This window comes from Paracidovorax cattleyae, from assembly GCF_900104515.1.
Classification (GTDB): Bacteria; Pseudomonadota; Gammaproteobacteria; order Burkholderiales; family Burkholderiaceae_C; genus Paracidovorax; species Paracidovorax cattleyae.
The window spans coordinates 54,323-74,140 of the sequence record NZ_FNJL01000024.1; the positions used below are offsets into that span (position 1 = coordinate 54,323).

19 protein-coding genes are annotated in these 19,818 nt (G+C 66.2%); 12 read left to right on the top strand and 7 right to left on the bottom strand.

The annotated features are described in order from the left end of the window. The first annotated feature begins 84 nt into the window (after nucleotides 1-84). Nucleotides 85-873: an exodeoxyribonuclease III gene (gene xth / locus BLR05_RS18225; RefSeq protein ID WP_092836957.1), complete on the top strand. Its 789-nt coding sequence runs from the start codon at nucleotides 85-87 to the stop codon at nucleotides 871-873. A gap of 11 nt (nucleotides 874-884) precedes the next feature. On the opposite strand, the gene BLR05_RS18230 is transcribed toward xth, so the two are convergent. Together BLR05_RS18230 and BLR05_RS18235 are read right to left on the bottom strand one after the other, a co-directional pair. Then, nucleotides 885-3,743 (bottom strand): excinuclease ABC subunit UvrA, encoded by a 2,859-nt coding sequence (locus tag BLR05_RS18230; RefSeq protein ID WP_225979168.1) that lies wholly within the window; start codon nucleotides 3,741-3,743, stop codon nucleotides 885-887. Between the two features lie 225 nt (nucleotides 3,744-3,968). Next, on the bottom strand, nucleotides 3,969-5,225 hold the full coding sequence (locus BLR05_RS18235) for an MFS transporter (protein WP_092836962.1): 1,257 nt from the start codon (nucleotides 5,223-5,225) through the stop codon (nucleotides 3,969-3,971). 212 nt (nucleotides 5,226-5,437) lie between these two features. Between BLR05_RS18235 and BLR05_RS18240 the strand changes: the two genes are divergently transcribed. The 9 genes from BLR05_RS18240 to BLR05_RS18280 all read left to right on the top strand — a co-directional run bounded on the left by BLR05_RS18240 (nucleotide 5,438) and on the right by BLR05_RS18280 (nucleotide 13,118). Then, entirely contained in the window at nucleotides 5,438-5,869 is a 432-nt protein-coding gene (locus BLR05_RS18240) for a nuclear transport factor 2 family protein (protein ID WP_092836964.1), read from the top strand. A 208-nt stretch (nucleotides 5,870-6,077) separates the two neighbouring features. Further along, entirely contained in the window at nucleotides 6,078-6,944 is an 867-nt protein-coding gene (locus tag BLR05_RS18245; RefSeq protein WP_092836967.1) for a transketolase, read from the top strand. Further along, nucleotides 6,941-7,915: a transketolase family protein gene (locus tag BLR05_RS18250; protein WP_092836969.1), complete on the top strand. Its 975-nt coding sequence runs from the start codon at nucleotides 6,941-6,943 to the stop codon at nucleotides 7,913-7,915. Before BLR05_RS18245 ends, BLR05_RS18250 begins: the two co-directional genes overlap by 4 nt. Continuing rightward, nucleotides 7,908-8,669 carry a guanylate kinase gene (locus BLR05_RS18255; RefSeq protein ID WP_225979167.1) on the top strand — a complete coding sequence of 254 codons (762 nt, stop codon included), beginning with the start codon at nucleotides 7,908-7,910 and terminating at the stop codon, nucleotides 8,667-8,669. Before BLR05_RS18250 ends, BLR05_RS18255 begins: the two co-directional genes overlap by 8 nt. Further along, on the top strand, nucleotides 8,659-9,654 hold the full coding sequence (locus BLR05_RS18260) for a nucleoside-diphosphate kinase (RefSeq protein ID WP_167361294.1): 996 nt from the start codon (nucleotides 8,659-8,661) through the stop codon (nucleotides 9,652-9,654). The genes BLR05_RS18255 and BLR05_RS18260 overlap by 11 nt, the downstream gene beginning before the upstream one ends. Beyond that, nucleotides 9,632-10,675, top strand: a complete 1,044-nt coding sequence (locus BLR05_RS18265; protein ID WP_225979166.1) for a hypothetical protein — start codon at nucleotides 9,632-9,634, stop codon at nucleotides 10,673-10,675. Before BLR05_RS18260 ends, BLR05_RS18265 begins: the two co-directional genes overlap by 23 nt. After that, nucleotides 10,663-11,493, top strand: a complete 831-nt coding sequence (locus BLR05_RS18270) for a gamma-glutamyl-gamma-aminobutyrate hydrolase family protein (protein WP_092836981.1) — start codon at nucleotides 10,663-10,665, stop codon at nucleotides 11,491-11,493. Before BLR05_RS18265 ends, BLR05_RS18270 begins: the two co-directional genes overlap by 13 nt. Further along, the gene (locus tag BLR05_RS18275; RefSeq protein ID WP_092837051.1) at nucleotides 11,490-12,239 is read left to right on the top strand and encodes an SDR family oxidoreductase; all 750 of its coding nucleotides are present in this window, start codon (nucleotides 11,490-11,492) and stop codon (nucleotides 12,237-12,239) included. The genes BLR05_RS18270 and BLR05_RS18275 overlap by 4 nt, the downstream gene beginning before the upstream one ends. Before the next feature lie 36 nt (nucleotides 12,240-12,275). Continuing rightward, complete coding sequence (locus BLR05_RS18280) at nucleotides 12,276-13,118, top strand: EamA family transporter (protein ID WP_092836983.1); 843 nt, start codon at nucleotides 12,276-12,278, stop codon at nucleotides 13,116-13,118. Nucleotides 13,119-13,162: 44 nt separating this feature from the next. Here BLR05_RS18280 and BLR05_RS18285 read toward each other — a convergent pair whose 3' ends face one another. Next, nucleotides 13,163-14,353 (bottom strand): PLP-dependent transferase, encoded by a 1,191-nt coding sequence (locus BLR05_RS18285; protein WP_092836986.1) that lies wholly within the window; start codon nucleotides 14,351-14,353, stop codon nucleotides 13,163-13,165. A gap of 191 nt (nucleotides 14,354-14,544) precedes the next feature. Here BLR05_RS18285 and BLR05_RS18290 point away from each other — a divergent pair, with 191 nt between their 5' ends. Further along, nucleotides 14,545-15,087 (top strand): class I SAM-dependent methyltransferase, encoded by a 543-nt coding sequence (locus tag BLR05_RS18290; protein ID WP_279616028.1) that lies wholly within the window; start codon nucleotides 14,545-14,547, stop codon nucleotides 15,085-15,087. Between the two features lie 37 nt (nucleotides 15,088-15,124). Here BLR05_RS18290 and BLR05_RS18295 read toward each other — a convergent pair whose 3' ends face one another. Genes BLR05_RS18295 through BLR05_RS18305 form a run of 3 tightly spaced genes read right to left on the bottom strand, consistent with a single transcriptional unit; the run spans nucleotide 15,125 to nucleotide 18,183 of the window. Further along, nucleotides 15,125-15,937 (bottom strand): ABC transporter ATP-binding protein, encoded by an 813-nt coding sequence (locus BLR05_RS18295; RefSeq protein WP_092836992.1) that lies wholly within the window; start codon nucleotides 15,935-15,937, stop codon nucleotides 15,125-15,127. Between the two features lie 18 nt (nucleotides 15,938-15,955). Continuing rightward, nucleotides 15,956-16,897: a nitrate ABC transporter permease gene (gene ntrB / locus BLR05_RS18300; protein ID WP_092836995.1), complete on the bottom strand. Its 942-nt coding sequence runs from the start codon at nucleotides 16,895-16,897 to the stop codon at nucleotides 15,956-15,958. A 41-nt stretch (nucleotides 16,898-16,938) separates the two neighbouring features. Further along, the gene (locus tag BLR05_RS18305; protein WP_092836998.1) at nucleotides 16,939-18,183 is read right to left on the bottom strand and encodes a CmpA/NrtA family ABC transporter substrate-binding protein; all 1,245 of its coding nucleotides are present in this window, start codon (nucleotides 18,181-18,183) and stop codon (nucleotides 16,939-16,941) included. A 488-nt stretch (nucleotides 18,184-18,671) separates the two neighbouring features. On the opposite strand from BLR05_RS18305, the gene BLR05_RS18310 reads away from it, so the two are divergent. Beyond that, nucleotides 18,672-19,133, top strand: coding sequence for a hypothetical protein (locus BLR05_RS18310; protein ID WP_092837001.1), 462 nt, complete (start codon nucleotides 18,672-18,674; stop codon nucleotides 19,131-19,133). 18 nt (nucleotides 19,134-19,151) lie between these two features. On the opposite strand, the gene BLR05_RS18315 is transcribed toward BLR05_RS18310, so the two are convergent. Next, a complete protein-coding gene (locus BLR05_RS18315) occupies nucleotides 19,152-19,778 on the bottom strand; it encodes an ANTAR domain-containing response regulator (RefSeq protein ID WP_092837004.1) in 627 nt (208 codons plus the stop codon). Nucleotides 19,779-19,818 lie beyond the last annotated feature (40 nt).

Here is a 19,818-nt window from a genome sequence, read left to right on the forward strand (position 1 = left end):
GACCGGCTGGCGGCACGACGGCGCCGCCGCCTACCGCCGGCCCGCCGCCGCGGGTTAGCCTTGGGGGGCTCCGAAAGAGCCACCTTGAAAATCGCCACCTTCAACGTCAACAGCATCCGCGCCCGGCTGCCGGCGCTGCTCCAGTGGCTGCAGGAGACCCGCCCCGACGTGGCCTGCCTGCAGGAACTCAAGTGCACCGACGACGCCTTCCCGGCCGAGGAGATCCGGGCCGCGGGCTACGGTGCCCTCTGGCACGGGCAGAAGGCCTGGAACGGCGTGGCCATCCTCGCGCGGGGTGCCGATCCGATCGAGGTGCAGCGCGGGCTGCCCGGCGACGAAGCCGACAGCCAGAGCCGCTACCTGGAGGCCGCCATAAACGGCGTGCTCATCGCCTGCCTCTACCTGCCCAACGGCAACCCGGCTCCAGGCCCCAAGTTCGACTACAAGCTCGCCTGGCTCGACCGCCTCGCGCGGCGGGCCGGAGTGCTGCGTTCCCGCCCCGAGCCGGTGGTGCTGGCGGGGGACTTCAACATCATTCCCACCGGGCGCGACGTGTACAAGCCCGATGCCTGGGTGGAAGACGCCCTGTTCCGCACCGAGGTGCGCGATGCCTTCCGCGCCCTGGTGGACAGCGGCTGGACCGACGCGCTGCGCGTGGTGCATCCCGACGAGACGGTCTATACCTTCTGGGACTACCTGCGCCAGCGCTTTCAGCGCAACGCCGGCCTGCGCATCGACCACCTGCTGCTCAACCCCGCGGCGGCGCGTCGCCTGCAGGACGCCGGCGTGGACCGCGACGTGCGCGGCAGGCCCCGGCCCAGCGACCATGCTCCGGCCTGGGCGCTGCTGGCGCCGGAGCAGGGCGGGGCCTGAGCCGCCGGCCGTCAGGTGTCTGGCTCTCCGGCCAGAGCCTGCGCCAGATAGGGCGCGGTGCGGCTGCCGCGCTGGCGCGCCACCTCGGCCGGCGTGCCGGTGGCCACGATGCGGCCACCGTCGCCGCCCGCACCGGGGCCCATGTCGATCACCCAGTCGCATGCCGCCACCACGCGCATGTCGTGCTCCACGACCACGACCGTATTGCCCGCCGCGGCCAGCCCGTCGAGTTGCACCAGCAGGCGGTCCACGTCCGCCGGGTGCAGCCCGGTGGTGGGCTCGTCGAGCACATACAGCGTGTCGCCCCGCTGCGGGCGCTGCAGCTCGGTGGCGAGCTTGATGCGCTGGGCCTCGCCGCCGCTCAGCTCCGTGGCCGGCTGGCCCAGGCGCAGGTAGCCCAGCCCGATATCGCTCAGCAGCGCCAGCGGCCGCAGCACCGCGGGCTCTTGCGCGAAAGCTTCGCAGGCCGCGTCCACCGTCAGGCGCAGTACCTCGGCGATGTCCAGGCCGTTCCAGCGCACCTCCAGCGTCGCCGGGTTGTAGCGCGCGCCGTGGCAGTCGGGGCAGGGCGCATAAACGCTCGGCAGGAAGAGCAACTCCACGCTCACCGAACCCTCGCCCTCGCAGGTCGGGCAGCGCCCCGCCGCCACGTTGAAGGAAAACCGCCCGGGCCCGTAGCGTCGCCGCCGCGCGGCGGGCGTGGCGGCGAACAGCTTGCGCACCCCGTCGAACAGGCCGGTGTAGGTGGCGAGGTTGGAGCGCGGCGTGCGGCCGATGGGCTTCTGATCCACGCGCACCAGGCGGCGGATGCCCGCCAGTTCCGCGATCCGCCCGGCCGTGGCGCCCAAGGGGGCGTCGGTGGCCCCGGGGTCGTCATCCCGCGGCGCGCTGGGGGGTGGCCCGCCCTGGGCTCCCTCCGCGGCGGAATCCCCATCGTCCCGCGCGTCCGCCACCGGCGAGCCCAGCGCCTGCGCCACCAGCTCCACCAGCGCGCGGCTCACCAGGCTGGACTTGCCCGAGCCGGAGACGCCCGTCACCGCAGTGAGGCAGCCCGCGGGAAAGGCCGCATCGATGTCCTTCAGGTTGTGGCGCTCGATGCCTTCCAGCCGCAGCCATCCTGCTGCCTCGCGCAGCGTGCGCGGCATGCTGGGTGCCGAGGCAGGCCCGTCCCGTCCGGGAAACAGGTAGCGCCGCGTCTGCGAAGGCTGCACGGCCGCCAGCCCGTCCGGCGGGCCGCTGTAGAGCACTTCACCGCCGTGCATGCCCGCGCCGGGCCCGACATCCACCAGCCAGTCGGCGGCCCGCATCGTGGCCAGGTCGTGCTCCACCACGAACAGCGAATTGCCGGCGCGCTTGAGCCGGTGCAGCGCGGCCCGCAGCGCCTCGCCGTCGGCGGGATGCAACCCGGCCGAGGGCTCGTCGAGCACGTACACCACCCCGAACAGCTGGGAGCCCAGCTGCGTGGCCAGCCGCAGGCGCTGCAGCTCGCCGGATGAAAGCGAGGGCGTGGAGCGGTCGAGCGTCAGGTAATGCAGCCCCAGTTGCGACAGCGCGGCGATGCGCGCGCCGATCTCCTGCGCCAGCCGCTGGGCGGCCAGCACCTTCTCTTCCGACAGGTCCGGCGTGCGGCGAACGTCCGGCGACGCCGCATGGGCCGAGCCGCCCGCGGCCACGCGGCGGGCGATATGGGCCCGGTGGCTGTCGGCACCCGGGCGTGCTGGCGCACGCGATCCGCCGGACGGGTGCAGGCTGTCACCCAGCCGGCCTTCCGCCGCGGGCTCCAGCAGCCGGGCCAGTTCGCCGAGCGGCAGGCGCCCCAGCTCGGCGATGTCATGGCCCGCGAAGGTGACGGACAGCGCCTCGGGCTTGAGGCGCTTGCCGCCGCAGGCCGGGCAGGGGCTGCCCACCAGGCAGGCGGCCGCGCGCTCGCGCATGCGGGCGCTCTGGCTGTGGGCGAAGCTGTGCAACACGTGGCGCCGGGCGCTGCTGAAAGTGCCCATGTAGCTGGGCGGCGTGCCGGCCTTGCGTGCCGCCTGCGCGGCCTTGCGGTCCAGGCCCGCATAGACGGGCACCACCGACTGCTCGTCGGTGAACAGAATCCAGTCGCGCGTCTTGCGCGGCAGGTCGCGCCAGGGCACGTCCACATCGTGGCCCAGCATGACGAGGATGTCGCGCAGGTTCTGGCCGCCCCAGGCGGTCGGCCAGGCCGCCACGGCGCGCTCGCGGATGGTGAGGCGGTCGTCCGGCACCAGGGACCGCTCCGTCACCTCGTACACCCGCCCCATGCCGTGGCAGTGCGGGCAGGCGCCCTCCGGCGTGTTCGGCGAGAAGTCTTCCGCGTACAGCATGGGCTGGCGCGCCGGATACTGCCCGGCGCGCGAATACAGCAGCCGCAGCAGGCTGGAAATCGTCGTCGCGCTGCCGACCGAAGAGCGTGCCGTCGGCGTGCCGCGCTGCTGCTGCAGCGCCACCGCGGGCGGCAGGCCGTCGATGGCGTCCACCTCGGGCGTGCCCGCCTGGTCGATCAGGCGCCGCGCATAGGGCGCCACCGACTCCAGGTAGCGGCGCTGCGCCTCGGCATACAGCGTGCCGAAGGCCAGGGACGACTTGCCCGAGCCCGACACACCCGTGAACACCACCAGCGCATCGCGCGGAATGTCCACGTCCACGTTCCGGAGGTTGTGCTCCCGCGCGCCGCGCACGCGCACGAAGCCGTCGGTGGCAGGCGCGGCAGGCGGCGCGGCCTGGGGCGCGGGTCGCGGCGGGGGCGATGGCGATGGCTCCACCGCGGGCCGGGGTTCGCTGCGCGATGTGCGCCGGGGCTTTGATGGTGACCGGGATGGGGGCTTGGACTTGGACTGGGAGGGCATGGAGGCCTTTCTTCCTCGGGGCTGGGGCCGCTGCCACCTGCCCGGCCTGCACCGCGGTGGCTCATCAGCGCGGCCGGCCCGGGCACCGACGCCGGGACGGCAGCCACCGAAGATCGAAGCTAGCACCGCCCGCCCGGCATCCACGCCAGCGGCGCGGACCGTCGTCGCGTAGGACGAGTGCACCCCCAGCACCGGGCCGGTGGCCGCGGCACCCAGCGCGCCAGGTCAGGCCCGGGCTTTCTTGCGCGTATCGGGCAGCAGGGCCGTCGCCAGCCCGAGCAGCGGCAGGAATGACGTCACGCCGTACACCCAGACGATGCCATGGATGTCCGCCAGGTCGCCCAGTCCGGCCGCGCCGATACCGCCGATACCGAACATCAGCCCGAACATGAGGCCCGACACCAGCCCCACGCGGCCCGGTACCGCCTCCTGCGCATACACCACGAGCGCGGCGAAGGCCGACGACATCACCAGCCCGATCACGATGGCGAGCACCGCCGTCCACGCCAGGCCCACATGCGGCAGTGCCAGCGCGAACGGCGCCACGCCCAGGAACGAGATCCAGATCACCGCCTTGCGGCCGATGCGGTCGCCCACGGGCCCGCCCGCGAACGTGCCCGCCGCCACCGCCGCGAGGAACAGGAAAAGGAACAGCTGGCTGGTCTGCACGCCCACGTGGAAGCGCTCGATCAGGTAGAACGTGAAGTAGTTGGTGAACGAAGCGATATAGACGAACTTCGCGAACATCAGCACGCAGATCACGGCCACGGCCCGCACCACGCCGGCCCGGTCCAGCCCCTCGCTGCCGCCCCGCGCCAGCCCCCGGGCCTTCGCTGCCCCATGGTGCCGCACCCACGCCGTGAGGCGGTAGAGCACGAAGATCGCCAGCAGCGCCGCCACCATGAACCACGCGACCGCCGGCTGCCCGTGCGGAATCACGATGGCCGCCGTCAGCAGCGGCCCGATCGCCGTGCCCGTATTGCCGCCCACCTGGAACGTGGACTGCGCCGTGCCGAACCGCCCGCCCGAGGCCAGCCGCGCGATCCGCGACGCCTCCGGGTGGAACGTGGCCGAGCCCACGCCCACCACCGCGGCCGCGAGCAACAGCATCGGATAGCTGTGCGCCACGGCCAGCAGCGCGATGCCCAGCAGCGTCATGCACATGCCTGCGGGCAGCAGGTAGGGCTTGGGATGCTTGTCGGTGTAGAACCCGATCCACGGCTGCAGCAGCGATGCCGTCACTTGATAGACCAGCGCGATGATCCCGATCTGCCCGAAGCTCAGCGAGAAATTCGTCTTCAGCATCGGGAAGATCGACGGCAGCATCGCCTGGATCATGTCGTTGAGCAGGTGGGCGAAGGCCGCGCCGCCGACGATGGGCAGAAGAAAGCCCTGGGGTGTGGCGTCCTGCATCGGCGGAGTGGCGGGGGCGGGCGGGGCGAAGGGCGCGGGTTGCGCGGTGTCTGCGGTCGTGGCGGTCATCGTGGGGGGGAAATGGCTTTACAGGCCGGCGTCCCTGGCCTGCCGGTGGGGGCAGGCCAGAGCGGCCGTGGAAAAGCACCGAGCGTAAGCCGTTGGCCTGTGGCAGGTTCGCGCGCTGCTGCCAATGTCTGTCGTGATCCTGCCATTGCGCATGGCGCCGATCCCCAGGAGGAAGGCATGGCGGGTCAGCGCGATGGAAGTCGGCTCGCCGCATGTACAGCGATGACACCGCGCTGCTCGCGCATCTGCAGGCTCTCGAAACAGAACTGCACCGGCCGGCGACCCGCAGGGACGCCGCGCGGCTCGGCGCACTGCTGCACGGGGATTTCGGGGAGATCGGGCGATCCGGCGTGGCTTACATCAAGGCCGGCGTACTGGCGCAGTTGTCCCTGGAGGCAGCGCATGCCTACATCGTCGCGGGCGGGTTTGAGCTGAAGCGGCTGGGCGCGGCGGTCGCGCTCCTCACCTGCCGCTCGGCGCATCGGATGGAGCACGGGATGTTGCAGCGGGTGACCCTGCATGCGTTCATCTGGGAAAGATCGGGAGCGCAGTGGCGCATGCGGTTCCACCAGGGAACCCCCGCCGCAGCTTCGGTGGCCAGCCTCGCCTATCTGTCGCAATTTCTGCCGCCAGGTGGTTCCTGACGCAATTGGGCGCCATGTGATTCCGGGGGGGGTCATCTGGACGGGCGGAAACATTGCGATACAAGAATTTGGAATTTACTTATTTCCTGTCGTTATACTGTCATGAAAACCGGCTCTCAGCGAAGCCGCAACGCAGGCCACGTTCCTGCATCGATCCCGGGACCGGACCGTGGATCGTTCGAATATTTCTTAGGGAGGGGGAGACACCATGAGAACCCATGGAAATGGGGCAGACGGTCTGGCAGTGGCCAGGGGCACGCGGGAGCGCTCCCGGTTGGATGTCGATCATTCCAGAAAGATCGCGCAACGCGCCCGAATCCGGTGCTTGACGGTAACGGCCGAAAGCCACTTCGGCCACCTGGGCCCCGATTTCTCCGCCATAGATATTCTGACGGTCCTCTACGGATCGGTCATGGCATCCCGTTCTTTCAACGACCCGTTGCGAGACCGTTTCGTCCTCAGCAAAGGGCATGCTGCCTTGGCCCTTTATTCGGTATTGATCGAATTGGGGCTTTGGGACGAAGACATGCTGCTGGATTATGGCCGTTCAGGGGGATTGCTCGGCGGCCATCCTTCTTCCTCCATTGTCGGAATCGAAACCTGTACCGGTGCGCTGGGGCATGGATTGCCTTTCGCCACGGGTGCAGCTGCCGCTGCATCGGCCAATGGCAGCAGGCACAGGACGTTTGTCCTTCTCGGAGACGGCGAATTGCAGGAAGGGAGTAATTGGGAGGCAGCGATGTTTGCGAGCGCACGGCGCCTCGGTGATCTGACGGCCATTGTGGATCGCAACGGGCTGCAGCAAGGGCGAGGCACGGAGCAGGTCAATCCCTTGGGGCCTCTGGCAGACAAATGGCGCGCTTTCGGTTGGGACGTCGAGGAAATCGACGGTCATGACCACGGCGCCATTTTTGACGGTCTCGCCCGGGGTGGGCGTTCAACGCAGCCGCGGTGCCTGATCGCGATGACAAAAAAGGGCAAAGGTGTTTCTTTCATGGAGGGGAATGCAGCATGGCACCACAAACTGCCTTCACCAGCGGAGGCTGCGCAGGCGCTGGAAGAGTTGAGCCGATGAACGTGGACGAGGGCTTGGAAGACCCCAAGGACGCATTCGCCGAGGAAGTGCTGAATCTCGCCAGGCACGACCCCAGGGTTTGCCTGGTAATCAACGATTGCCTGTCTTCCACCAATGCCAAATTCTTTCTGGAAGAGTTTCCGGATCGGGTTTTTGACGTCGGTATTGCCGAACAGAACATGGTGGGCGTGGCGGCAGGCCTGGCCAGTGGCGGAATGATCCCGTTTGTCTGCGCGGCGTCATGCTTCCTTTCGGGGCGGGCACTGGAGCAGATCAAGGTGGACATCGCCATGTCGAAGGCCAACGTGAAGCTCTGCGGTTTCAGCAGCGGGTTCACCTACGGCTCGCTCGGGGCAACGCACCACGCGATCGAGGACATCGCGTGGATCCGCGTCCTTCCGAATGTCCGCTTCGCCGCGCCATGCGACGCTCGCGAGGCGAGGGCTGTGGCCAGGGCCCTGCATGCGCACGAGGGGCCGGCATTCGTCCGGCTGGCGCGAGGTGGTCGGCGGAACATTACCAGCCGCGACGAGTATCGGTTCGGCCACGCCGAGAGGCTGCGTGACGGACGCGATGTCGCGCTGCTGGGTACCGGTTCGATGGTGCATAACCTCGTCCAGGCTGCGCGGCTCCTGGAAGATGACGGCATCACGTGCCGCGTGCTGAATTTCTCCAGCATCGCACCGCTCGATATAGCAGCCATTGTCCAGGCCTGCCGGGATACCAGGGGAATCGTATGCGCCGAGGAGCACCAGGTCGGGGGAGGCCTGTTCGGTGCCGTTGCGGAGGTGGTCGTCAGCCGCGCGCCGGCACCGATGCTGGCGCTCGGCGTGCCCGGTGTATTCGCGCCGGTAGGCGACAGCAGCGACCTGCTCAGGCATTTCGGGCTGGAGCCCGCGCAGATGGCATCGCGTGTGCGGCACTGGCTGGTTGCGATGAATCGTGAAAACAAGGAAATGGCCAGTGCATAAACAACCACTATTGCCGAAGGCTGCGCCCCAGGTCAGTTTCGACGACAAACCCACCAGCACTTTCTTCGTGGTCTCGGGACCCGGCGGTACGGGAAAAACCACCCTGATCAAACGTTGGCTTCGCGACTCTTCCGACCTGGGTTATGTCCCCAACGTCACGACGCGCGCCCCGCGTTCTTCCTCCGCCGTCGATGAGGCCGGATTCTACGAGTTCGTGTCGAGGCACGAATTCCAGGAAATGGTCAAGGCGGAGGCCTTCGCTCAATGGGTGAATCCTTCGGAAGGCAAGTACTACGGCACGCCGATCAAACCCTTGCAGGAGGCCATTGCGGCGGGAAAGGACCTGGTTTTCGACTACACGCCGCAGCTGTACATCAACCTTCGCCGCCAATTCAGGGAGCAGGTCGTCGGGATATTCGTCATTCCACCGACCTTCGAGGAGCTTCTTGTGCGCCTCGAGAAACGGGGAACGGAGCGGGGCGAGGAGCTTTATATCAAGCAGCAGATGGCCCTGCAGGACCTCAGCTATGTCGATGAACACGAATACCACCTCGTCAACAAAGACCTGGATGGCAGTCTTGCGGTTCTCAAGGCGATACAAATCGCCGAAAGGCACAGGCTCACCCGCTTGAGAAACGTGGGGCCGACCTGCAAGAAGCTCTCGCCGCGTTCGATGATGTTTTACTACGATCCATTGTTCGAGCGTGTCAACCGCATCGCACAACTGCAGCCGCAAAATGCCGATGCAGAATGAATACAGTGAATTGATCCCGCTGCTCACGGTGCAGGATGCCAAGATCCAGGCTTACCGGAGCGATTTCGTTTCGGAGGAAGCGTGGGACATCCTGTGCCGGGTCTGGGGCGATCGTGTGGGCGAATTCGTCTATGGGCATTCATTCGTGCTGATTAAGCCCGAGGCCCTGGCCAGGCGTTGCAGCCAGTCAGTGCTACTGTTCCTGCAAAAGAAGAGGCTGGTACCTGTTGCAGTGACACCGGTATCCGTTGACCGGAATGCCGCACACCTCATATGGCGTTTTCAGTGGAATGCAGCGACGGTGGATCGGGTGCGGTTGACCAATATGGTCAATGCGCAAAGCGATTCCATCCTGGTTATGGTGCGTGACGCTGACCACGGGGTGGTTCCCGCGTCGGTCAAGCTCTGGGGCATGAAAGGTTCCGCCCATGCCGATCGGCGCAATGAACAGCATTTACGCACCTTGCTGCGCATGCACAACCGGATGCTGGGTTTCGTCCACACACCCGACGAGCCAGCGGATCTCGTTCGAGACCTGTCGATTCTGCTCGGAGGTCCGGCCCTGGTTGCGCTGGTGCGCGACTGCGCCGCCGCTCCTGCGAGGTCCGCTGTCGATCTAGCCGCCAGCGTATGCGCCGAGGTGCTGCGCACCGAGGCTGCATCGCGGAAGAACGAAATCGATCCCGCGCGCTCCATGGCGCGGCTCCAGGATGCCTTGGGCCGGAGGTCTCCAGGGCTTCGCGCGCTCGCGGATGCCATGCAAAGCAATACCAAGCTACCGCTCGATGCGGTCCTCGAAGCGGTCGATGGCGGGTTGGCGCAGCCATGGGACGTGCTCACCATCGCGTCCGAAGTGATCCGGCACGACAGGCCCGGTGTCAAGCCCCTGATCGATGCACGCGCGGTCGGCGAAGTCACTTCGCGGTGGGCCGAGCACGGCGCGGTTCTGAAAAACGCACTCGATGAGTCAATTCATGCTTTCTAGAAATGAGGAACGCGGTCAGGTCTACAGCCTGCTCAACGGCAACGTGCACCTGTCCAGTGACTTCATTCTGGACAATGCCTACCTGCGGGATGGAGATGCGGCCTTCGTCGGCGGCTCGTTGATCGAGGGCATCGGAAATTCCATGTCCGACGTGGATGTCCATGTGGTGACCGATGAGCTTCGGCGGGAGCGGGACATCGCACTGGACAGGCACTACAGGACGCTCAGCACGGACCGTTCGATCCTGACGGGGGCGGCGCCGACGGCGGAGGTGTTCCTCATCCACACCGTCGTGCCCTCCACGCACATCAAGGTGGACATCGAATACCGCTCGAAGGCCGATATGGATGCCCTGGTGTCCCAGGTCCGCAGTACCTTCGATTACGCCACCCGATCGCTGGTGCTGCTCACGAAGTACATGAGTGCTCGCGACATGGCCTTCGTGCATCGGCTCTTTCATTCGCATGGACTGGCCGGCAAGGCCTATCTCGACGACCTGCGCGACCGCATGGGTCTCAAGGTATTCCAGTACCTGATGTACCGCTGGAAGGCTTCCGATTTCTCTGTGCTGCTCGACATCGTCGGCGCTTGGAATGAGGGCGAGTGGGCCCGCTGCGCCGACCTTGCGCGCGAGAACATGGTTACCCAGTTCCATGCATACACGCACCTGTGCGGAAACACCAATTACCACAGGAAGTGGATCGTCCGGTACGGCGCGAGGGCGGGTGTGGATGCGCTGCTCTACGGGCGCTATCTGCATTTGCTGCTGGCCGGTTGCGGACGGGATACCGGGGAGACGAAGGCGTACATACTCGCCACCATCGACTTCATCGATGAACTTTTCGAGGCCAGCCGCCTGCTGCTTCAGGCCGAACCGCTGTTTCCCTCCGGTGCGCTGGCGAAGGAGCGTGTCGCCGCGTTCTTCCAGCATGAGACGGAAGAATATTCGGACATGGAAATGCAATACCGTCTGAGAGTGTACGAACCCACCGGCAACGCGACGCGGGCATGGTTCGCATGAGTGAATTGCGGCCTCTCGTCGGCGTTTCGTGCTGCCTGCGCGGCATCGCGTTTGGTGACTACCCTCCGACGCCTCATCACACCGCATTTCACAAGTACGTGGACTATGTTCTCGATGAACTGCAGGCCGTACCGGTCCTGATTGCCGCTACACCGTCGCTTGGCGGGCCTGCCGGCGCACTTTCATTGCTCGCCGAACGTCTGGATGGGGTGTTGTTCACGGGCTCGCCGAGCAACGTGGGACTGCGGCGCCGAGGCGATGAACTGATCGAGATCGAACCTGTCGGCCAGCCGGACAGGGCGCGCGACGAGACCACGCATTGGCTGATCCGGCATTGCCTGTCGCAGGGAGTTCCCATGCTGGGGATCTGCCGTGGAATGCAGGAGATGAATGTGGCCTGTGGCGGGGGATTGCACGAGCAGGTCCACGAGCTGGGATGTTTCGAGGACCATCGGTCGGACAAGTCGCTTCCTTACCGGGAAAGATACAGGGCGCGCCATCCGATTCGCATCCACAGGGGAAGCTACTTGAGCGAATTGATCGAACGGTCGGGCCACATGGGCCTGGAGCAGAAGGTGAACTCCCTGCATTCGCAGGCAGTGTCGGATCTGGGGGAGGGGGTCGCCGTTCAAGCTACCAGCGAGGACGGCTTGACCGAAGCGATCGTCCTGACCCGTGCGCGTGAATTCGCGATGGGCGTCCAGTGGCACATCGAATGGGGAGCGAGCGCGGGCGATCTGGACAAGGTCATTTCCAGTGCCTTTCGTGCAGCGTGCGTCGGCCGGGCCCGGCGCACGGATCGCAAGGCGGTGCCATGAGCAGCGGGTTCATTCCGGGTGCTGCAGACCAGGGCCTGTCCGGCAAGGTCGCGATCATTACAGGTGCGTCCAGCGGCATCGGCATGGCGCTGGCGGGCAAGCTGGCAGACAGGGGAATGCAGCTCGTTGTGCATGGTCGCCGCGAAAGCCGTTTGAAATCGCTCGCATCCCGATATGCCGGCATCGAATGGATCGCTGGCGATCTGACCGAGGGCGACGCATGCTCGCGATTGCTCGAGCGAGCGGTGAGCTGTTTCGGCCGGGTCGATTTCGCCGTCAACAATGCCGGTGTCAACCATACCGGGACCATCGAGCAGATCGATATCGATCAGGTCTGCGCCATGTCCCGCATCAATGTCGAGGCAGCCTATCGGTTCACATACACCCTGCTGAAGCAGTTCCGTGGGCAGGGACATGGCCACCTGATACACACCACCAGCATCATGGGCCACAAGGTGCGGGAGACCGCCGGGGCCTATGCGGGTACGAAACATGCCATCGAGGCGCTGTGCGAAGCCCTGCGCATGGAGCTCGCCCGCAGCCGAATCAAGGTGTCGTGCGTCGCCCCGGGCCTCGTGGAGACGGAGCTGCACCGCGATGCGGCGGTGCGGCCGGCAGTCGCCCGGAACATTGCCCGGCCGCTCCAGCCGGATGATGTTGCCGAGAGGATTCTCTGGCTCATGCTGCAGCCTGCCCACATCAACGTACCTCAACTCATCGTGCTTCCCCAGGATCATCCGATCTGACGGAATTTCTCCAATCCCTGCCCGAAGAACTTCATCTTGGACACCGTATCACTAGGCCTCGTCATGCTCTCCGCGGTGATGCATGCGGCATGGAATCTCTTCGTCAAGAAGGATGAGGACAAGTTTCTTTCGCTGACCGTGATGGCGGCTACCTCCGGCGGTATCTGCCTGGCGATGCTGCCATTTTTCCCAGGCATGGACCCCGCGGCCTGGAAGTGGCTGGCGGTCTCCGCACCGCTGCATGCCGGTTACCGTATCTGTCTCAGCGCGGGCTACAAGCACGGAGACATGAGCCAGGTATATCCCATTGCCCGCGGTGCCACGCCGCTGATGGTGACGGCGATCTCGGTCCTGTTGCTGGGCACCGTGCTGGCACCCTGGAAATACGTGGGAATCGCCGTCATCGGGGCAGGCATCATGGGCCTGTCGTTCTCCCGGGGTCTTCCGAAAGGGAATGAAGGCCGGGCCATAGCGTTCGCACTGGGGACTTCGGCATTCATCGCGGTGTTCACCTTGCTGGACAGCGAGGGTGCACGCGTGAGCGGCCAGGCGCTCACCTATGTGCTGTGGTTGTTCGTCCTCGAAGGGATGCTGATGCTGATGGTCGCGGCAGCGGCGGGTTTCAGGAAGCTGCAATCCTACGTCGCGAGGAATGGCCGAAGTTGCCTGGTCAACGGCTTCGTGATGTCGGCAGCCCACGGGCTCGTGATTCTCGCGCTGTCGCGGAGCCAGCCCGCGCTGGTTTCGGCGCTGCGCGAGACAAGCGTTGTATTCGGGGCCCTCTTCGGTGCCGTCTTCCTGAAGGAGAAAGTGGTCGGGATGCGGCTGGCCTGCACATTGTTCGTGATGGTCGGCCTCGTGCTGAGCGTGCTGGGCTGAGCCCGGGCGGTGCCGGGGCCAGGCGGTTCGATGGCTGGAGCGCGCTATGCGTCGAAGGCCGATGACCAGGCGTTGGATACGTCCGCCGCCAGATCGCCTCCGTCTTCCAGGCCGAGCCAGAACCGCGCAATGCAGCCCGCCCCGGGATGGCTTCTTTTTAAATGTCGCGTGGAAGCATTCTCCTTGCCGTAGAACATGACCAGGCTGGTCGGACCTCCCCACGAGAAACCAAAGTGAAAGAGGGTCAAGGCTTCGAGAAACGCCTCTATTTTTTCGGTTTCGACCGATGCGTCGAAGGCAATGCTGAACAGGCTGGTGGCACCCGTGAAATACCGTTTCCAATGGTCGTGGCCCTGGCTGCCGCGGAAAGCCGGATGCATGACGGCCACGATCTCCTTCTTCTCCGAAAACCACTGCGCGAGGCGCAAGGACGCTTCCGTGTTGGCCGCGTACCGAAGGCTCAGCGTGGGCAGGCCCCTGAGCACCAGATAAATATCATCCGGCGAGACATGCATTCCGAGAAAATGGCGTGTTTCGCCAAGGCTGAGGGAGATGTCCTCGCGCACGCTGCCCACGCTTCCCATCACCAGATCGGCACCACCGGACTGGAGTTTCGTCAGTGCCTGGATGGACACATGGAAGCCGAGTTCAAACACACGCAGATGGAATCCTGCGCTGTATGTATTGTCGATCGCGGCGATGCATCCCTGTTCCTCTGCGAAGCCGGCAAGGCGCCGAAGATCCGGAACTTCCATGGTGACCGAGCCCGGTGCCTCGACGCACAACAGGCGGGTGGAAGGGGGAACGGCCCCGGCCCAGGTCTCGGGCGCCATGGGGTCATACAGCACAATTCCGATGCCGAAGCGGTGAAATACGTTCCGCAGCATTTGCTGCGCGGTGCCATAGCCGTTCGTCGGCATCGCGACGACGTCGCCGGGAGACAGCAGAGCCATGCAGATCAGCGCGTATGCCGCGAGCCCGGAAGACACCACGAGCGCTTGCCGGGCACCTTCGATGTGTGCAAGCCTGGTTTCCAGTTCGCATGCGGCGCGGGAACCATCTCTGCCGTAGGGTGGTTGGCTGCGGTTGCGCCAGTCGGCGCTTTTCAGCCGCGCGAGGGTCGGCAGGAAAATGGTGGACGCGCGGTGGACCGGGGGAAGCGTCGAGGCAGGATCGTCGGTTTCCGTGCCAGCGATGGGCTGGGACAGGAAGGTCGGGGGTGTATCGTGATGCATCCAGGAGCGAAAGTAGTATCTGCGTGGAAGGGTGACGAGGCTTGAGGCGATTCACGATAACTAAAAATTACCCGGTGCTTTCGGGCAAATGGGCGGATTCCCTCAAATTCTCCGTATGGGGCCTGGCCTCGTTTCTCGGCGGCCGGCGCTGGGGGCCGGCGCACGACGAGTGGCTGAGGCGATGGCTTCCCCTGCTTCGGCACAGTGCAGGGGGCGGGGTGATCGCAGAACTCGGCTGCGGCAATGGAGCAGATCTCGCGATGCTGGCAGCCGAAGGGTTTTCCGTGGTCGGCGTCGATCGATCACCGGCAGCCATCGCCGAGGCGGGGAAAAGGATTTCGCAGCAGTTCTTGTATCGACAGGATCTTCGCGAGCATTTTCCTATAGCCGCCCACAACGCGAGCGCCGTGATCGCAAGCCTGTCGCTGCACTATTTTTCCGTTGGGCAGACGGAGGAGGTGATGCATCGCATACGGGATTGCCTCGCTCCTGGTGGCATCTTTCTTTGCCGCGTGAACTCAACGCAAGACGTCCATTTCGGCGCGGCCGGTCATCGCCCGGTGGGAGAGGGCCAGTACCTCGTGCATGGCCAATTGAAGCGCTTTTTCGATGAAGCGTCGGCCCGCTCGTTGTGCGACGAAGGCTGGGACGTCATCAGCATTCAGGAGAAGACGATACAGCGCTATGCGCTGCCCAAGGTTGTCTGGGAAATTGTCGCGCGCCGCGCCGTTTGAATCGCAGGCACAGGGCCGGAATGGGCGACGGCGCCCCTCAAGCCACCTTCTCCACATGCCCCTGCCGCGTATACAGAAAATCGATCACCGCCTTCCGGCACTGCAGGTATACCGCATCCTCCGCCAGCTGCACGCGGCTGCGCGGCCGCGGAATCTCCACCGCCAGCACCTCGCCAATCGTCGCCGCCGGTCCGTTGGTCAGCATCACGATCTTGTCGGACAGCAGCACGGCCTCGTCCACGTCGTGGGTCACCATCACCACGGTGCTCTGCGTGCGCGCCACGATCTCCAGCAGCTCGTCCTGCAGCTTGGCGCGGGTGAGGGCGTCCAGGGCGCCGAAGGGTTCGTCCATCAGCAGCACCTGCGGCTCCATCGACAGGGCCCGCGCGATGCCCACGCGCTGCTTCATGCCGCCGGAGATTTCGCCGGGGCGCTTGTGCGCGGCATGGCTCAGGCCCACCAGCGCCAGGGCAGCGGCGGTGCGCTCCTTCAGGCGCGCCTTCGATTCCGTGGCGCCGAACACGCGCTCCACGGCCAGGTGCACGTTGCCTTCGCAGGTCAGCCAGGGCAGCAGGGAGTGGTTCTGGAAGACCACGGCGCGGTCCGGGCCCGGGCCCTTGATCTCCTTGTTGGCGCAGATCAGGGTGCCCGCGGTGGGGGTGGTCAGCCCCCCGATCAGGTTCAGCAGCGTGGATTTGCCGCAGCCCGAGTGCCCGATCAGCGAGACGAACTCGCCCTTGGCGATCGCCAGGTCGATGCCGCGCAGCGCCGGGAACAGGCCCTTGGTGGTCTTGAAGGTCTGCTCCACGCCCTGGATTTCGATGAACTTGGTGCTGAGAGAGGGTTGCATGGAAGTCTCCTGGGTGGGTCAGGCCTTGACCTCTTCGAACGAGAAGGCCGTGGCGAGCTTGACGAGGGCGTATTCGAGCAGCAGCCCGACGATGCCGATCACGAAGATCGCGATCAGGATGTTCTTGACGTTCAGGTTGTTCCACTCGTCCCACACCCAGAAGCCGATGCCGACGCCGCCGGTCAGCATCTCGGCGGCCACGATCACCAGCCAGGCGGTGCCGACGGCCAGGCGCACCCCGGTGAGCATGTAGGGCAGCACCGAGGGGAAGAGGATGGTGGTGGCGATCTTCCATTCGGAAAGATTCAGCACGCGGGCCACGTTCATGTAGTCCTGCGGCACGCGCTGCACGCCCACGGCGGTGTTGATGATCATCGGCCAGATGGAGCAGATGAAGATGGTCCAGATGGCCGCGGGATTCGCGCCCTTGAACACCAGCAGGCCGATCGGCAGCCAGGCCAGCGGCGAGACCGGGCGCAGCAGGCTGATGAGCGGGTTGAACATGCGCGAGAGGAAGGTGAAGCGCCCGATCACGAAGCCCGCCGGGATGCCCACCACCGCCGCGAGCCCGAAGCCGATGGCCACGCGCTCCAGCGAGGCCAGCACGTTCCACCCCACGCCCTGGTCGTTGGGGCCGTTGCGGTAGAACGGGTTGCTGAAGATCTCCACGGCCTGCTTCCAGGTGTCGGCCGGGGTCGGGATGCTCCCGCCGGTGGTGGCGGAGACCACGGCCCAGATCACCAGCAGCAGGCCCAGGCCGCAGGCGGGCGGCAGCACCGCCAGCCAGAAGCGCCGCAGGGCGGCGGAGGTGTCGCGCGGCACGGGGGTGGGGGCGGCCGCCGCAGGGGCGGGAGGGGATGCGGTCTTCATCGTGGAGGCGGTGGAGGAGGGGGCCGACGCGGAATGCGCGGCGGCGGTGGCGGCGGGCTCCGGGGGAGCATGGAAGACGGCGCTGACCATGATGGGCTCCTTCGCGGTGATCGGGGTGGGAGGGCCGGCGCTCAGACCTTGATCTTGAAGCCGTCCGCGTATTTCGCGGGGTCCTTGCCGTCCCAGACGATGCCGTCCACCAGCTTGCTCGTGCGCATGTCGCTCTTGGGCAGGGGTACCTTGGCGGCCGCTGCGGCCTGCTTGTAGAGGTCGATGCGGTTGACGGACTTCGCCACGCCGAGGTAGTCGGGGTGGTCCTTGATCAGGCCCCAGCGCTTGTGCTGGGTCAGGAACCACATGCCGTCCGACAGGTACGGGAAGTTCACGGCGCCGTCGTTGTAGAACTTCATGTAGTCGGGCTCGTCCCAGGTCTTGCCCAGGCCGTCCTGGTAGCGGCCCAGGATGCGCTGGTTGATCGCGTCCACGCCGGTGTTCACGTAGGCCTTGCCGGCGATGGTCTCGGCCATCTTGCTCTTGTTGGCCAGGCTTTCGTCGATCCAGCGGCCGGCTTCCAGGATGGCCGCCGTCACGGCGCGGGCCGTGTTGGGGTACTTCTGCACGAACTCCGAGGTGGTGCCCAGCACCTTCTCGGGGTGGTCCTTCCAGATGGCCTGCGTGGTGGTGGCGGTGATGCCGATGCCGTCCATGATGGCGCGGTGGTTCCAGGGCTCGCCCACGCAGAAGCCGTCCATGTTGCCCACGCGCATGTTGGCCACCATCTGCGGTGGCGGCACGGTGATGACCTTGGCGCCTTTCATCGGATCGATGCCGTTGGCCGCCAGCCAGTAGTAGAGCCACATGGCGTGCGTGCCGGTGGGGAAGGTCTGCGCGAAGGTGTATTCGCGTTTTTCCGTGGCCATCAGCTTGGCCAGGCTCGCGCCGTTGACAGCGCCCTTCTCGGCCAGCTTCTTGGAGAGCGTGATCGCCTGGCCGTTGTTGTTGAGGGTCATGAGCACGGCCATGTCCTTCTTGGGGCCGCCCACGCCCAGGTGCACGCCATAGACCAGGCCGTAGAGCACGTGGGCGAAGTCCAGCTCGCCGTTCACCAGCTTGTCGCGCACGCCCGCCCAGCTGGCCTCCTTGCTGGGGATGATCTTCACGCCGTACTTCTCGTCGATGCCCAGCACCGAGGCCATGACCACGCTGGCGCAGTCGGTCAGCGGGATGAAGCCGATCTTCACTTCCTTCTTCTCGGGCGCGTCGGAGCCCGCGGCATGCACGAGGGACCGCAGCGCCGGGCTGACGCCGGCGGCGCCCACGGCGGCGGCCTGCAGCACGGTGCGGCGTTGGAGGCTGGTTTTCGATAGGTCGGTCATCGGGGCTTCCTTGCGAAGGGGGCGGGCGCGGGCCCGGGGCATGCGTCGAAACGGAAAAAGGCGTCCGCACCGCCCCGCGGCCGGAGGGCCGCGAGGGGTGGGGACGCCTTTGTCCTGTGGTCGAGACCCCGTCCGCCGTTGGACGGGAAGCTCGGAGACCCTGCGATGGGTGCTGCGGCAAGCGTTGCAAGGCCTGTGCCAGCCAGGTGGCGCCAGGCACGGCTTTTCCGGGCCCGCGGCGCAGCGGGGCTTTCGGGGCGCGGTGCCCCGGGACGGGGCCGGATTGGTGCACTGCGGGCAGGCGGTGCACTTTCTTCGTGCGCAGGCGCCAGCCGCCTGTGCATGCGGGGCGGGGTTCGCCCCGCCGATGCTCGCTTCGGGCGCGCCCGGCCGCAGCGCGCCGCATCCGCGAGGATGGGCGCAGTGCTGCCCGCTGGCATCGTCCACGAGGGCGGCGGAATCAACCTTCAACTTTCAGGTACTACCCCATGTTCAACAGAGTTTCAGGAAACGGTGGAAGGAATCCCTACGCTACCTTCCAGGTGTCGCCGAACAGCTCGCCCGAGCGCGCGCAGGACGAATCCCCCGACAAGGTCACGCAGTGGGATCTTCCCGCGAGCCCGCCGCGCGCGGCGAACCGCCCGCCCAGGGCATCGGCGGAGTCGTCCTCTTCGATGGCGCCGCGCGGCGTGGCGTTTTCCGCGAGCACGCGGTACGAAGGCGGGCGCGGCGCGCTGGATGGGCGGCACGTCTCGGGTGATGGCGGCGATCCGAAGATGCGGGCGCAGTTCTCTCGCAACCAGAGGGCGGCGGCCTTGCTGGGGGAGTACCCTGATGGATTGACCGAGGCGCTGAAGAAGGCCGTCAAGTCCGGCAACCTGCTGAATTCGACCTCCAAGGAGGGCAAGGCCGTCTATGCCATCTACAAGCAAATGATGAAGGACCGTTGAAGCGGCCGGCGCCAGGCCTCAGCCCAGCAGGTCGAAGGCGTCGATCATGCGCCGGGCGACTTCCCCCAGCTTCAGGCCCTTGTCCATCGCGGACCGGCGCAGCTTGTCGTAGGCGGCCTGTTCGGTCAGGCCGTGGCGCTGCATGAGCAGGCCCTTGGCGCGGTCGATGGTCTTGCGGTCCTGCAGCGCGCCGCGCGCATCGGCCAATTCGGCCTTCAGGGCCTGTTCGTGCTGGAAGCGCGCCATCGCCACGTCCAGGATGGGGCGGATGCGCTGCGGTGCGAGCCCGGCCACGATGTAGGCGGTCACGCCCGCGGCCACGGCATCCTTCACGTGGGAGGTGTCCTCGTCGTTGGTGAACAGCACGATGGGGCGGGGCGCCTCGCGCGTGGCCATCACCACGTGTTCGAGCGCGTCGCGCGCGGCGCTTTCCGCGTCCACGATCACCATGTCGGGCTGCAACTGGGCGATGCGCTCGCTCAGGAACACGTCCGCCGGCAGCGTCGCCACCAGGTTGAAGCCGTTCTCCAGCAGGCCGATGCGCAGCGCGCGCGAACGCTCGGCCTGCTCCCGGGCGTGCTCGTCCTCCTCCCCGGGCGTGGACAGGTCCGGGGCCACCACCACGATGCGCAGCGACTCGTTCATACGCCCAGCCTAGAGCAAGAAACACGCCAAATTGGTGCAG